The organism is Nakamurella sp. (assembly GCF_044224575.1).
In the GTDB taxonomy this organism is placed as follows: domain Bacteria; phylum Actinomycetota; class Actinomycetes; order Mycobacteriales; family Nakamurellaceae; genus Nakamurella.
Genome location: NZ_JBGAKE010000007.1, coordinates 126,382 through 139,875, shown reverse-complemented (window position 1 = coordinate 139,875; position 13,494 = coordinate 126,382). Strand labels below are relative to the sequence as shown.

The following is a 13,494-nucleotide window of genomic DNA, read 5'->3' as shown; positions in this document are numbered from 1 at the left end:
GGGTCACCCCCGAAGCGCGGCGCGGACCGCCGCGGGCAGCAGCTCGACCGGCCAGTTCTGGTACGTCACCGGCCGCAGCCACCGCCGCATGGCGTCGGCCCCGATGGAGGTGAAACCCGGCGCGGTCGTCGCCGGGTAGGGACCGCCGTGGTGCAACGCCCGGGTCACCGACACCCCGGTGGGCCAGCCGTTCCAGATCAGCCGGCCCGCCCGGTCGGCCAGCAGGGGGACCAGCGTGGCCGCGACGTCGTCGTCGGGCTCGCCGTGCACGGTCGCCGTCAGGTTGGCCCCCAACCGCCGGGCGAAGTCGGTCAACTGGGCCGGGTCGTCGTACTCGACGACGACCGCGGCCGGGCCGAAGCACTCCTCGAGATGAATCCCGGAGGCGAGCAGGCGCTCCCCCGGCACCGCGACCAGGGTCGGCGCGGTCGATGAACCGCCGGTGAGCACCCGGGCTCCGGGCAGCGCGGCCAACGCCTCGATGCCCGCCTCGTAGGCGCCGGCGATCCGGTCGGTGAGCAGGGCGGCCGGACCGGCATCGCCGACGGCGCTCGTCGCGGCGGCCGGCACGGCCGACCCGGCCGGCGCGAACAGCACGCCGGGCTTGGTGCACAGCTGCCCGGCCCGGCCGGTGACGCTGGCGGCGAATCCCGCACCGATCTCCGCACCGCGGGCGGCGGCCGCCGCCGGCGTCACGAACACCGGGTTGAGCGATCCCAACTCCCCGTAGAACGGGATGGGATCCGGCCGTCCGGCGGCGGTGTCGAACAGGGCCCGGCCGCCGGCCAGGCTGCCGGTGAAGCCGCACGCCTTCACCCGCGGATCGGTCAGCGCCGCGGTGCCGGCGGCGACGCCGATGAGATGGCCGAACGAACCGGCGGGCGCGCCCGCGCGGTCCAGCGCCGCGGCGACCACCGACGCGGTACGGGCGGACAGCTCGAGATGACCCGGGTTGGCCTTGACGATCACCGGGCAGCCCGCGGCCAGGGCGGAGGCGGTGTCGTTGCCGGCCACCGAGAAGGCGAACGGGAAGTTGCTCGCGGTGAACACCAGCACCGGACCGACGGGCCGGTCGGCCCGGACCAGATCCGGCCGGGGGGCCACCGGGTAGTCGGGATCGGCGTCCTCGACGACGACGTCCAGACCGGCGCCGGACTCCGCGGCGCGGGCGAAATGCTCCAACTGGAAAACGGTTCGGCTCAGTTCGACCTCCAGCGCGGCGGCCGGCAGGCGGGTTTCGTGCGCGGCGAGGTCGACCAGCTCGGCGCGGGCAGCCTCCAGCGCGCCCCCGATCGCGCGCAGCCAGCCGGCCCGGTCGGCCCCGGCGGAATCGCGTAAGCGTTCGGCGGCCTGGGCAGCGGCCGCCAGTACCGACTCGATCTCGGTCTCGGTACTGGATGCGGTGGTCTCCAGGGAAGCTGTCAATGAAGTCGTCATGGCCTCAGCGTACGACGAACCCTTGACAAAGTGAAGAACTTCAATATCGTGTGTATTCATGACGGAAGCATGGATGCCGGCCGATCGCCCCGCCCCCGAGGTGGGACCGATGGTCGCGGCCATCGGCGCCGGTGTCCGCGCCCTGCGCAAGGAATCCGGCCTCACCCTGGAGCAGCTCGCCGACCGGGCCGGCCTGTCCTCGGGCATCGTCAGCCAGCTCGAACGCGGCAAGGGCAACCCCAGCTTCGCCACCCTCGTCCAGATCGCGCACGGCCTGGACGTGCCGGTCGGGCGGCTGATGCTGGTGGGTGAGACCGCCTCGCCCGTCGTCCGGGCGACCGACCGTCGCCGGATCGACGGGCCGCACATCGCCGGCAACAACTGCATCTACGAGATGCTGACCCCCGACCTGTCGGGGGCGTTGCAGGCCACCTGGGTGCATTCCTCGCCCGGGCACGACACCAGCGACACCCCCTTCCTGCACAACGGGGAGGAATTCGGCGTCGTCATCACCGGCCGGCTCGAGGTGCACGTCGGCGCGGACCGGTACCTCCTCGAACCGGGCGACTCCATCCGGTTCTCCTCCACCATCCCGCACTGGTTCGTCAATCGGGGACCGGAACCCGTTGACGCCGTGTGGGTTTCCACGCCACCCACCTGGTAGCCGAGCGACCAAAGTCCTCGTCCCACCACCGGCGCCCGACCCGGCGCGCCACCGGCTTTGCTCGCGACCCCGCCGTGGGGTTCGCGCGCACCCTCCTGCTACCTGATGACACCGCCGTCATCGGAAAGGCACGACATGTCCGTGACCTCGTCCAAACCGGAGCCGATCGGCCAGTCTGGTCCGATGCCGCCGCCCGACCGATCACCCCAGGAGCGCCATGTGCTCCGGCGATCGATGCTCGGGCTCGGTCTCGGCAACACCCTCGAGTGGTACGACTGGCAGGTGTTCGGCCTGCTCGCCGCGACCATCGGCGTGCACTTCTTCCGGACCGACAATCCGCTGGAGGCAACCCTTCTGACTCTGTCGGTGTTCGCCGTCGGGTTCGTCGCCCGGCCACTGGGCGGCATCCTGCTCGGCGGCGTGGCCGATCGCGTCGGTCGCAAGGCGGTCATGCTCTGGTCGGTCGGGGTGATGGCCGGCACGACGCTGGTCATCGGCGTGCTGCCGGGCGTGGAGACGATCGGTTGGCTGGCACCGGTCGTGCTGCTCGTCTGCCGCCTGCTGCAGGGCCTGTCCACCGGCATCGAGGCGCCCCTGTCGACGGCCTACGGCGTGGAGATCATGCCGCAGAACCGGTCCGGGCTGGCCGCCGGAATCATCTCGGGCTTCGTCAATCTCGGCATCATGCTGGGCTCGCTGCTGCCCTTCCTGCTGGGCCTGACCCTCGGCTCGGCGGCCATGGCCGAGTGGGCCTGGCGCATCCCGTTCTGGGTGGGCGCGGCGATGGGCGTGGTGGTCATCTGGCTGCGCCGGTCGCTGCCCGAGACGCTGCACGACAGCGAGCCCGAGTACGTCGGCCGCACGTCGGAAATCTGGCGACAGGTCTTCGGCCGCTGGCGCAGCCTGCTCGCGGTCGTCTTCATCGTCGGCGCCGCCCAGGCGTTCAACTACGGCTGGAACATCGGCCTGCCGAACCTGGCCCGCACGGCCTACCACGAGGACCTCACCTCGGTCTTCGGGATCACCACGCTGCTGGCCCTGTTCATGGTGCTCGGCTCGCCGATCGTCGGGCAGTTCACCGACCGGTTCAGGCTCGGCCGCACGTTCCTGGTGGGCCGCTGGTTGATGATCCCCACGGTCTTCCTGATGCTCTGGTACACGAGTCAGGGCCTCGGCGGATTCGCCGCCGTGCTGCTGCTCGGTGCCCCGGTGCTGCTGATCAACATGACGTTGTACGTGGTCACCAGCACCTCGTTGTTCCCCAAGGGCATCCGGGCGGCCGGCGGCGGCCTCGGTTACGGCGTGGGGGTCGCCGCCATGGGCGGCACCGCCGGTTACCTCGTGGTGTGGCTGGGCAGCATCGGCCTGAGCTGGCTGTTCCCGGTCTACGCCGCAACTCTCGCCCTGATCAGCATCGTGCTCTACCAGTGGGCACGCCGAAGCGAAGGAGTGTTCGTCGGTGAATGAGCGAACCCTGGAATTGTCCGCGATCGACTGTCCGGTCGTCGCCGAGTCCGATGTCGTGGTGGTCGGCGGCGGCCCCGCCGGCGTCGCCGCGGCGGTGAGCGCCGCCCGCAGCGGGGTGTCGGTCACCCTGCTGGAGCGCTACCCGGCGCTGGGTGGCCTCGCCTCCGGCGGGATGGTCCTGGTGCTGGACGACATGATCAACGGCTCCGAGATCACCGTCACCGGCATCGTCAGCGAGTACGTCGAACGGCTGCAGCGGATCGGTCTCGCCGTGCTGCCGCCCGAGGAGGACCGCATCGCGTCCACCGAGATGTGGAACCGCTGGGGCCGTTTCGGCACCTTCGACTTCCACACGGCGAGCAACCCCAAGCCGATCTGCTACGCCGTCGCGTTCGATCCGGACGGCTGGAAGCGGGTCTCCAACGACCTGGTCCGCGAGGCCGGGGTCGACCTGCGGCTGCACAGCTGGTTCTCCCGGCCCATCGTCGAGGACGGCCGGATGCGCGGCGTCGTCGCCGAGACCAAGAGCGGACCGCAGGCGGTGCGGGCGGACGTCGTCATCGACACCACCGGCGACATCGACGTCGCCGCCCGGGCCGGCGCCCCGTACATCAAGGACTCCTACATCACCACCCTGGTGTTCCGGCTCGGCGGCGTCGACACGGCCGCCGCCGAGGCGTTCGAGCAGGCCCATCCCCGGGAGGCGCGGGCGCTGAACAAGGCGATCAAGCGGGCGCTCGGCGGCGCCTGGGAGCTCTGGTGGCTGAAAACCCCCATCCCCGGGGTGGTCTGGTGCAACGCCCCGCACATGGCCGGCTTCGACGGCACCGATCCGGTCTCGCTCACCCAGGCCGAGTTCGCCGCCCGGGACAAGATCGCCGAGGCGGTCGAGCTGACCCGCCGCACCCTGCCCGGCTTCGAGCACTGCTACGTGCTGGACGTCGCCGACCAGATGGGCGTCCGGCAGTCCCGGCTGCTCGAGGGCGAGTACGTCGTCACCGTCGACGACGTCCGGGAGCGGCGCCACTTCGCCGACACGGTGGCCCGGGGCCGCGACTACTACTACCCCTACCGGTCGCTGCTGCCCAAGCGGGTGGACCAGTTGCTGGTCGCCGGCCGGCACTACTCGGCCACCCCGCAGGCCCAGAAGATGTCCCGGGAGATCCCCCCGTGCATGGCCATGGGGCAGGCGGCCGGGCTGGCCGCCGCGATCGCGGTGGACGAGCAGATCACCGTCCGCGAGGTCGACCCCGTCGACATCCAGAAGCAGATGCGCAAGCATGGCGCCGACCCCGGTGACGTTCCCAGCGCCAACGCCGGCATCGCCAACCCGGACACCACCGAATCGGAGGTCGAACACTGATGACCGCACCCGACACCCAATCAACAGGCGCAGCTACGCCCGCGGGCGCCCTGGACGGGATCACCGTCGTGGACTTCACCCAGGTGTACATGGGTCCATCGGCGACCCAACTGCTGGCCGACTTCGGCGCCGAGGTGATCAAGGTCGAGCGCCCGCGGGTCGGCGACCTGTCCCGGAACTCGTTCCCGGACTCCAGCGGGCTGGACAACCCGATCTTCTACTCGATCAACCGGAACAAGCGCAGCATCGCCCTGGACACCCGCGGGGACGCCGGCAAGCAGGTGATCTACGACCTGGTCCGGGACGCCGACGTGGTGGTCAGCAACTTCCGGGCCGGCGTCATGGACCGGATGGGCTTCGGCTACGACAAGCTCCGGGAGATCAACCCGCGCATCATCTGGGCGTCCGGGACCGGGTTCGGCGAGATCGGGCCGTACGCCCACAAGGGTGGCCAGGACATCCTGCTGCAGGCGCTGTCCGGGGTGATGTGGCGCCGGCAGAGCGAGGAAACCCCGCTGTCGGTCTACCCGACGACCCTGTGCGACTACACCGCCGGCATGCATCTGGCGCAGGGCGTGCTGCTGGCGCTGTTCGCCCGCGAACGGACCGGCGAGGGCCAGCGGGTCGACGTGCGGATGTTCGACTCGATGCTGCACATGCAGATGCAGGAGGCGGCGACCCAGCTCAACCGGGGGGCCGAGGTCAACTGGGCGGCGATGCCACTCTCAGGCGTCTTCCCGACCACCGACGGCGCGGTCTGCTTCGTCGGCGCGTTCAAGGCCCAACCGCTGCGCGACCTGTGCGAGGCCCTGGACCTGGGCGACGACCTCTGGCAGCGACCGGACCTGCAGGATCACGACGGTCAGCTGGCCAACAAGCCCGAACTGCAGGAAATCTTCCGCGCCGCCTGCGCCACGAACACCACCGACTACTGGATCAAGCGCCTGGAGGACGTCGACCTGCTCTGCGCCCCGGTGCTGACCATGGTGCAGGCGCTGGCCGACCCGCAGACCGAGATCAACAAGATGATCGTGACGATGGACCATCCGATCGAAGGGACCGTCCAGGTGCTGAACGCGCCGATCACGCTGTCCGCCACGCCGGCCGCGGTCCGGCACCGGGCCCCGACCCTGGGTGAGCATTCCGCGCAGGTGCTGGCCGAGAACGGTTACGACGAGCAGCGAATCGCGCAGCTACGGGCCGAGCGGGTGATCTGAGTGACGGTCACCGAGCAGCGTCCGGTCACCGAGCAGCGTCCGGTCACCGACGAGGTCCGGCTGGAGATTCGCGACCGGGTCGCCTACGTCACCATCGACCGGCCGAAGGTGCTCAATGCCCTGGACGAGTCGGCGACCCGGACGCTCAAGGCGATCTGGGCGCGGATCGAGGCCGACCCCGAGGTGCGCTGCGTCGTCCTCACCGGCGCCGGCGACCGGGCGTTCTGCACCGGTGCCGACATGTCGGCGGCCGGCATCGGCCGCACCGGGCTCGACTACTGGGCGCACCTGGAACCCGACGGATTCGGCGGGCTGAGCCTGCGGCGAACCTTGGACATCCCGGTCATCGCCCGGGTGAACGGTTACGCGCTGGGCGGCGGCATGGAGCTCGTCCTGGGCTGCGACATCGTGATCGCCGCGCAGACCGCCCGATTCGCGCTGCCCGAGCCGCGGGTCGGCCGGCTGCCGATGGACGGCGGCATGGTCCTGCTGCAACGCAAGATCCCGCACAACGCCGCCATGGGCATGCTGCTGACCGGCCGCAAGGTCGACGCCGCCGAACTGCACCGGTTCGGCCTGGTCAACGAGGTGGTGCCGGCGGCGGAGCTGGACGCCGCCGTCCAGCGGTGGATCGACGACATCCTCGCCTGCGCCCCGTTGGCCGTCCGGGCCATCAAGCAGCTGGCCACGCGCACCGCGCAGCTGAGCCCGCACGAGGCCCGGGACGCCCGGCTGCCCGGCGTCATCGCCGCGGTGACCAGCGCCGACGCGGACGAGGGCCCGCTGGCCTTCCAGCAGAAGCGCGCCCCGGTCTGGACCGGAAAGTGAGCCTGCAGCCGGGGGTGTGGGGCGTGGTCGCCACCCCGTTCGATCCGTCGCTGACGCTCGACCGGCGCAGCCTGGACCGGTTGGTGGGGCACTACGCCGGGATCGGCGTCGAAGGGCTGACCGTGCTGGGCGTCTTCGGGGAGGCCGCTGCGCTGTCGCCGGCCGAACGGGCGACCGTCCTGCGCACCGTCGTCGATGCGGTCGACCTGCCCATGGTCGTCGGGTTGACCGCGCTGGCCACCGCCCCGGCGATCGAGGAGGCCGGCGCCGTGCTGGAGGTGGCCGGCGACCGGGCGGTGGCCCTGATGGTCCAGGTGAACAGCGCCGACCCGGCCGTCGTCACCGACCACCTGCGCCGGATCGCGGCGGCCACCGGCCGGCCGATCGTTGTGCAGGACTACCCGGTGGCCAGCGGCGTCACCGTTCCGGGGCCCGCGCTGCGCCGGGTGGTCGCCGACCTGGCATCGGCCGGCGTGGTGGCCGCGGTGAAGGCCGAGGCCCCGCCGACACCGCCGGCCATCGCGTCACTCATCGACCTGGGGGTGCCGGTGTTCGGCGGTCTCGGCGGCATCGGCCTGCTGGACGAGCTCGCCTGTGGCAGTGCCGGAGCGATGACCGGGTTCTCGTTCCCGGAGGCGCTGCAGGAGTGCGTGTCGGCCTTCCGGGCCGGCGGGTACGCCAAGGCGCGGGAGGTGTACGCGCCCTATCTGCCCCTGGTCAACTTCGAGCAGCAGGCCCGGATCGCGCTCGCGATCCGCAAGGAGTGCCTGGTCGCCCGGGGACTGCTCGACCACGGTGCGGTGCGACCGCCGGCCGCCGCCCTGCCGGAGGCCCTGCGGCCCCTGCTCCGCGACCACCTCGACGCCGTACTCACCTATCGGAGGACATAGATGGATCTCGGAATCGCGGGCAAGGCGGCGCTGGTGTGCGCGTCGACCGCCGGCCTGGGCGCGGCGACCGGCCGGGCGTTGGCCGCGGAGGGCTGCCGGGTGGTCTTCGCCGGCCGGCGGGCCGAGCTGGCCCGGGAGATCGCGGCCGAGTATCCGGGCTGCGTGGGCCTGGCCGCCGACCTGTCCACCGTCGACGGTGGGCTGGCCCTGCACGCCGCGGCGGTCGACGCCGTCGGCGCCCTGGACATCGTCGTGTTGAACAGCCCACCGCCGCCGGCCGGCCGGGCCGCCGGTCTCGACCCGGAGGCGCTCACCGCCGCGCTGGCGTCACTGGTGCTGGCGCCGCGGGCCATCGTCGAGGCGGCCCTGCCCCACCTGCGCGAGCAGGGATGGGGACGGATCCTGGCCATCGGGTCCAGCGGGGTGCACTCCCCCATCCCCGGCCTGGCGTTGTCCAACACCGGCCGGGCGGCGCTGGCCGGCTACCTCAAGACTTTGGCCGGCGAGGTCGCCGCCGCCGGTGTGACCGTGAACATGCTGCTACCGGGCCGGATCTCGACCGAACGGATGCGGGCGCTGGATGCCACGGTCGCGCAGCGCAGCGGGCGGGACGTCGCCGACGTCACCGCCGAGTCACTGCGTTCGATCCCGGCCGGCCGGTTCGGCGACCCGGCCGAGTTCGGCGCGGTGGCCGCATTCCTGTGCGGCGGCCCGGCGTCGTACGTGACCGGCACCGCGGTCCGCTGCGACGGTGGGATGCTCGGCACGCTGTGATCATCACGCCGTGATCGGCCGGCGGCGAGCGGACCGGCGGCGATCGGACCGGCGGATCAGGCCGGCGCGGTGAGCGTGGCCCAGGCCTTGGGGGACAGTCGGGACCGCGCCGTCCGCCGGTAGACCTCCGCCGGGCGGCCGAGATCCGTCCCGTACTCGCCGGTCGACTCCAGGTTCGGCACCACGAGCCGGCGGAACGTGTCCTTCATCAACGGCCGTTCGAAGACCGCCTCATACACCTTGCGGAGCCGGAACACGGTGAACCGCTCGCCCAGGAGCCCGGCCGGGTCCAGTTCGGTGGCGTAGTCGCGGCGCAGCCGGTCGACGGCGAGCCGGACGATCTCGGCATGGTCGAACAGCAGCGTCCCGGCCGGACGTCCCTGCCGGATCGGCAGCAGCCGGCTCTCGGCGGGCAGGTGTTCCGCCGGCACCGCCGCACTGTGCCCGACCGAGAGCACCCAGCCGCGGTCGTCCCGATCCAACCGGTCGAACACGTGGAGCTGGGTGTACGGAACCCGCCGCAGGCCGGCCTTGTCCGCCAGCGCCCGGGCCGCGGCGTCGGCAAGCACCTCGCCCGGGTGCAGGAAAGTCCCGGGCAGGGCCGATCCACCCAGTGTGTGGTCGACGACCACCACCTGCAGCCTGCCGTCCTGCACGGTCAGCACGGCCACGTCGACCGCGACAGATGGCCGAGGATAGTCGGTCAACTTCCTATTGGCAGCCACGCCGAGCACGATAGCGCGGACCTGCGCCTTCGTTGGGTTCGGCCCGGCAGAGTGGCGCTTCGCCGGCCCGTACGCTGTGCTCGGCGAGTCCGACGACGTACGCGCAGCACACCAGGCACGAGAATCGTTATCATTCGGTGCGGAAGCCGCCGTCGGAAGGAACAGTTCATGGTCACCGGGCATCTCGCGGTACGCGCCGCCGGACTTCTGATCAGCGGGGTGGCCGGTGCGGCCGTCGTCGATCGGCTCAAGCGCCCGGCCACGGGAGCAGCGGTCAAACGGAGCGTGGTGGCGGTCACCGCACTGACCCTTCGGGGCAAGCGCCGGCTCGAGTCCGGCGCGGAGAACCTGCGGTTGACCGCCGGCGATGTGGTGGCCGAGGCCCGGGAGAAGATCGGCGAGCAGGCGCCGCCGCCGGCCCAGCCGGCACAGGCCCACGACCACGATCACTGATCGGCGTGGCCCGACCGAAACCCGCCCCGTCCAAGGCGATCTCGACATCGGCCGGCCCGGGCGGGCCCGCCCGGGCCGTCGTCACCGGCGCCGACCAGGCCCTTCGACGGGCGACCGCCGACGCCCACATGGCGGCGCACGCGGCGGCGCCGGAAGCGGCCGTGACGCCCGGTCGGGACCGCCGGTTGGTGGCCGCGCCGCCCGCGGAGGTGCCCGACCGCGAACATGACGTCATCACGGTGTCCGACGCGGCGGGCCGCTGGCGGCTCCGGATCCCGGAGCTGCGGGGGTCGATCGCCCGGGCGGTCGCAGTCGAGGACGCGGTCGACACCGTGCCGGGAGTGCTCGCCGTGCACGCCTTTCCCCGGACCGGCGCGGTGCTGGTCTGGTACCGTCCGGCCTCCTTCGACCGGGGCGCGACCCGGCAGGCGATCGCCCGCGCCTTGGGCACCGATCCTCGCGCCGAGGTTGCCCGGGCACCGCGATCCGCCGATGTCACCTCCGGGGACATCGTCCGGATGGTGGTCGGCGGGGCCGCCTTGCTCATGCTCGGAGGTCGCCGCTATCTGCTGCGCCGGCCGCCCGTGCTCGGGCCGGGCGGCCGGCTGGTGGCCACCGGCGTCACCATCTTCACGGGGTACCCGTTCCTGCGCGGCGCTCTTGCCTCGTTGCGCGGCCGGCGCACCGCCGGCACCGACGCCCTGGTCTCCGCGGCGACCATCGCATCGCTGGTGCTGCGGGAGAACGTGGTCGCGCTGACGGTGCTGTGGCTGCTGAACATCGGCGAGTACCTGCAGGATCTGACCCTGCGCCGAACCCGCCGAGCCATCGCCGAGCTGATCTCCGGTGCGGCCGACACCGCCTGGGTGCACCTGGGCGACGGCGTGGAACAACAGATTGCGGTGTCCGCGCTGCAGGTCGGCGACGAGGTCGTCGTGCATGAACACGTCGCCCTGCCGGTCGACGGCGAGATCATCGACGGTGACGGCGTCCTGGACCAGTCGGCGATCACCGGCGAGAACCTGCCGATCACCGTGCAACCGGGGGCCACGGTCCACGCCGGCAGCGTGCTGCTGCGCGGTCGGATCGTGGTTCGCGCCGTCGCTGTCGGTGCCGACACGGCGGTCGGCCGGATCATCCAGCGGGTCGAGCAGGCGCAACAGGACCGGGCGCCGATCCAGACCGTCGGCGAGAACTTCTCCCGCCGGTTCGTGCCGATGTCGTTCGGGCTGGCCGCGGCCACCCTGCTGCTGACCCGGGACGTCCGCCGGGCCATGACGATGCTGCTGGTCGCCTGCCCCTGTGCGGTCGGCCTGTCGACGCCGACCGCCATCAGCGCGGCGATCGGCAACGGCGCCCGGCGCGGCATCCTGATCAAGGGCGGCTCGCATCTTGAGGCGGCCGGCCGGATCGACGCGATCGTCTTCGACAAGACCGGAACCCTGACCACCGGCCGGCCGATCGTCACCAACGTCATCGCGCTGGCCCGCGGCTGGGAGCCCGAACAGGTGCTCGCCTACGCGGCCAGCTCCGAAGTCCATTCCCGACACCCGTTGGCGCAGGCGGTCATCCGGTCGACCGAGGAGCGGCGGATCGAGATTCCGCCGCACGAGCAGTGTGAGGTGCTCCTCGGGCTGGGCATGCGGACCCGGGCCGACGGCCGCACCCTGCTGCTCGGCCGCCCGGAGTTCCTGCGAGCCGAGAAGGTCCGCATCTCCGCCAAGGCCCGGGAATGGGTGGACCGGCTACGCGCGGCCGCCGAGACGCCCCTGTTGCTCGCGGTGGACGGTCGGCTGGTCGGCCTGGTCAGCCTGCGGGACGAGATCCGGCCCGAAGCGCGGACCGTGATCGACGCGTTGCGGGCCGACGGGGTTCGACGGATCGTCATGCTCACCGGCGACCACCCGGTGACCGCCGCGGTCGTCGCCCAGGAGCTGGGCATCGACGAGTGGCGCGCCGAGGTGCTGCCCGAGGACAAGCAGGATGCGATCGCCGCGCTGCGCGACGAGGGGCACATGGTGGCCATGGTCGGCGACGGCACCAACGACGCCCCCGCCCTGGCGTTGGCCGACATCGGTATCGCCATGGGCATTTCCGGTACCGACGTGGCGGTGGAGACCGCAGATGTCGCGCTCGCCGGTGACGACCTGCGGCGGCTGCTCGAGCTGCGCGAGCTGGCCGGGCGGACGATCGGGTTGATCCGCCAGAACTACGGGATGTCGATCGCGGTCAACGCGGCCGGCCTGGCCGTCGGTGCCGGCGGCGCGCTCTCACCGGTGCTCGCCGCCGTCCTGCACAACGTCTCGTCCGTGGCGGTGGCGGCCAACAGCGCCCGACTCACCCGCCACCGGTTGCCGGCACGACCGGTTCCCTCCCGGGACCGCTCCACCCCGCTGACGTGAGCCATCTGCCGACGTGAGCCTGCGGCACCTTCCGTCGCGGCCGGACGGTGCCGCAGGCTCAAGGCCGGTAGGCGGAGCGGCACAATCGGCTCAGCGGTCACCCAGCCACTCGTCGAGACCGTCGGCGGTGGGCCGGCTCCCGGCGAGCTCGGCGTCCGTCATCAGCATCCGGGCGAACCCGCCGGCGACTCTCGCCCGGTCGTCGTCCACTCCGGTGAACACCAGGCGGGTCGACGGGGTGCCGATCCGCCACGGGCCACCGTCACCGATCGACAGTTGACGCCCGGCCGCGTCCCACACCCCGACCCGGCCGGGTCGCGTCGGCAGGTGGAAACGACCGCGGGAGCGGACACGGCCACCGGCGAGGTCGTCGAGCGCGCTCAAGAAACGACCCGGGTGGACCGGCCGGGGGCTGAGCATGTCCAGGCTCCACACCCCGTGCGCGTCGGGCGCGTCCGGCGCCTGGATCCGGCACGGGTCGATCCGGGCCTCGGCGTGCCGCGGGGAATGCCGGGGCGCGAACACCTGGGCGGCCCGGATGTGGAACAGGTCCGACCGCATGGTGCGGCGCCCACGCAGATGATCGGCGAGGGTGAGCCCGATCGGGTCGGCGCCGGTGGTGAGCACCAGGTCGGCATGCCCCAACTGGGCGGCGACCGCCTCGCCGACCGACCGCCGATCCTCTACGGCCAGCGCGAGGCCCCGGTCGACCAGCAGATCGTCCTCCATCAGGTCACGCTCGACCTGGTCCGCGTCGACGATGCAGACGACGGAGGCGAGCTGCACCCCGTGGACGTCGCCGTCCGCGCACAGCGGGCGAGCCGCGGGCAGCGTCTGCGCCGACACCGGCAGGGCCCACACGATGCGCTGCCACCGGCCGGACGCGGCCATCGCCGCCAGCGCCGGGACCGAGTCCTCGCGAATCGCGCAGCCCAAACAGGCGTGCTCCAGCAGCCGGGTGGTGTCCTCGTGGACGCCGTGCTCGTCGCTGACCACCCGGCGCAACGACCCGGCCGTCGGGTCGAGGTCCTGACGCAGCACACCGGTGCCGGGCAGGTCGGTCAGCAGGGACAACAGCGCGGTCTCGCGCAGGACAGGGTCGACGGTCGAGAGGATCACCACGGGAAGCATGGGTTGCATCGTAATCGCGAACGATTATCGTTAGCAACCAGGCGTGCCGGGAGGCGCGACGCGGCCACGCCCCCGTCCGGACGGCATCGGGTCGGCACCGGCCCCGCCGCCACCGCCGCCGGAGGCCGAGCGGCCGGTCCCGG

The 13,494-nt window shown here is 72.2% G+C and carries 12 protein-coding genes; 9 read left to right on the top strand and 3 right to left on the bottom strand.

Going from position 1 to position 13,494, the window contains the following annotated elements:
• Positions 1–3 precede the first annotated feature (3 nt).
• Positions 4–1,437: an aldehyde dehydrogenase (NADP(+)) gene (locus ACILSK_RS10170; RefSeq protein ID WP_395727031.1), complete on the bottom strand. Its 1,434-nt coding sequence runs from the start codon at positions 1,435–1,437 to the stop codon at positions 4–6.
• 58 nt (positions 1,438–1,495) lie between these two features.
• On the opposite strand from ACILSK_RS10170, the gene ACILSK_RS10165 reads away from it, so the two are divergent.
• The 7 genes from ACILSK_RS10165 (at position 1,496) to ACILSK_RS10135 (ending at position 8,640) form a co-directional block, all read left to right on the top strand.
• Positions 1,496–2,101 carry a helix-turn-helix domain-containing protein gene (locus ACILSK_RS10165; protein ID WP_395727030.1) on the top strand — a complete coding sequence of 202 codons (606 nt, stop codon included), beginning with the start codon at positions 1,496–1,498 and terminating at the stop codon, positions 2,099–2,101.
• Between the two features lie 183 nt (positions 2,102–2,284).
• On the top strand, positions 2,285–3,568 hold the full coding sequence (locus ACILSK_RS10160) for an MFS transporter (RefSeq protein WP_395727029.1): 1,284 nt from the start codon (positions 2,285–2,287) through the stop codon (positions 3,566–3,568).
• On the top strand, positions 3,561–4,931 hold the full coding sequence (locus ACILSK_RS10155) for an FAD-dependent oxidoreductase (RefSeq protein ID WP_395727028.1): 1,371 nt from the start codon (positions 3,561–3,563) through the stop codon (positions 4,929–4,931). Before ACILSK_RS10160 ends, ACILSK_RS10155 begins: the two co-directional genes overlap by 8 nt.
• The gene (locus ACILSK_RS10150; RefSeq protein WP_395727027.1) at positions 4,931–6,148 is read left to right on the top strand and encodes a CaiB/BaiF CoA transferase family protein; all 1,218 of its coding nucleotides are present in this window, start codon (positions 4,931–4,933) and stop codon (positions 6,146–6,148) included. The genes ACILSK_RS10155 and ACILSK_RS10150 overlap by 1 nt, the downstream gene beginning before the upstream one ends.
• Positions 6,149–6,976, top strand: coding sequence for an enoyl-CoA hydratase-related protein (locus tag ACILSK_RS10145; RefSeq protein WP_395727026.1), 828 nt, complete (start codon positions 6,149–6,151; stop codon positions 6,974–6,976).
• The gene (locus ACILSK_RS10140) at positions 6,973–7,866 is read left to right on the top strand and encodes a dihydrodipicolinate synthase family protein (protein ID WP_395727025.1); all 894 of its coding nucleotides are present in this window, start codon (positions 6,973–6,975) and stop codon (positions 7,864–7,866) included. The genes ACILSK_RS10145 and ACILSK_RS10140 overlap by 4 nt, the downstream gene beginning before the upstream one ends.
• Positions 7,867–8,640, top strand: a complete 774-nt coding sequence (locus tag ACILSK_RS10135) for an SDR family oxidoreductase (protein ID WP_395727024.1) — start codon at positions 7,867–7,869, stop codon at positions 8,638–8,640.
• A 56-nt stretch (positions 8,641–8,696) separates the two neighbouring features.
• Here ACILSK_RS10135 and ACILSK_RS10130 read toward each other — a convergent pair whose 3' ends face one another.
• Positions 8,697–9,365 (bottom strand): NrtR DNA-binding winged helix domain-containing protein, encoded by a 669-nt coding sequence (locus ACILSK_RS10130; protein WP_395727023.1) that lies wholly within the window; start codon positions 9,363–9,365, stop codon positions 8,697–8,699.
• Between the two features lie 168 nt (positions 9,366–9,533).
• Between ACILSK_RS10130 and ACILSK_RS10125 the strand changes: the two genes are divergently transcribed.
• On the top strand, positions 9,534–9,818 hold the full coding sequence (locus ACILSK_RS10125; RefSeq protein WP_395727022.1) for a DUF1490 family protein: 285 nt from the start codon (positions 9,534–9,536) through the stop codon (positions 9,816–9,818).
• 128 nt (positions 9,819–9,946) lie between these two features.
• Positions 9,947–12,220: a heavy metal translocating P-type ATPase gene (locus ACILSK_RS10120; RefSeq protein WP_395727139.1), complete on the top strand. Its 2,274-nt coding sequence runs from the start codon at positions 9,947–9,949 to the stop codon at positions 12,218–12,220.
• 90 nt (positions 12,221–12,310) lie between these two features.
• Here ACILSK_RS10120 and ACILSK_RS10115 read toward each other — a convergent pair whose 3' ends face one another.
• A complete protein-coding gene (locus tag ACILSK_RS10115) occupies positions 12,311–13,351 on the bottom strand; it encodes a CobW family GTP-binding protein (protein WP_395727021.1) in 1,041 nt (346 codons plus the stop codon).
• Between the last annotated feature and the right edge of the window lie 143 nt (positions 13,352–13,494).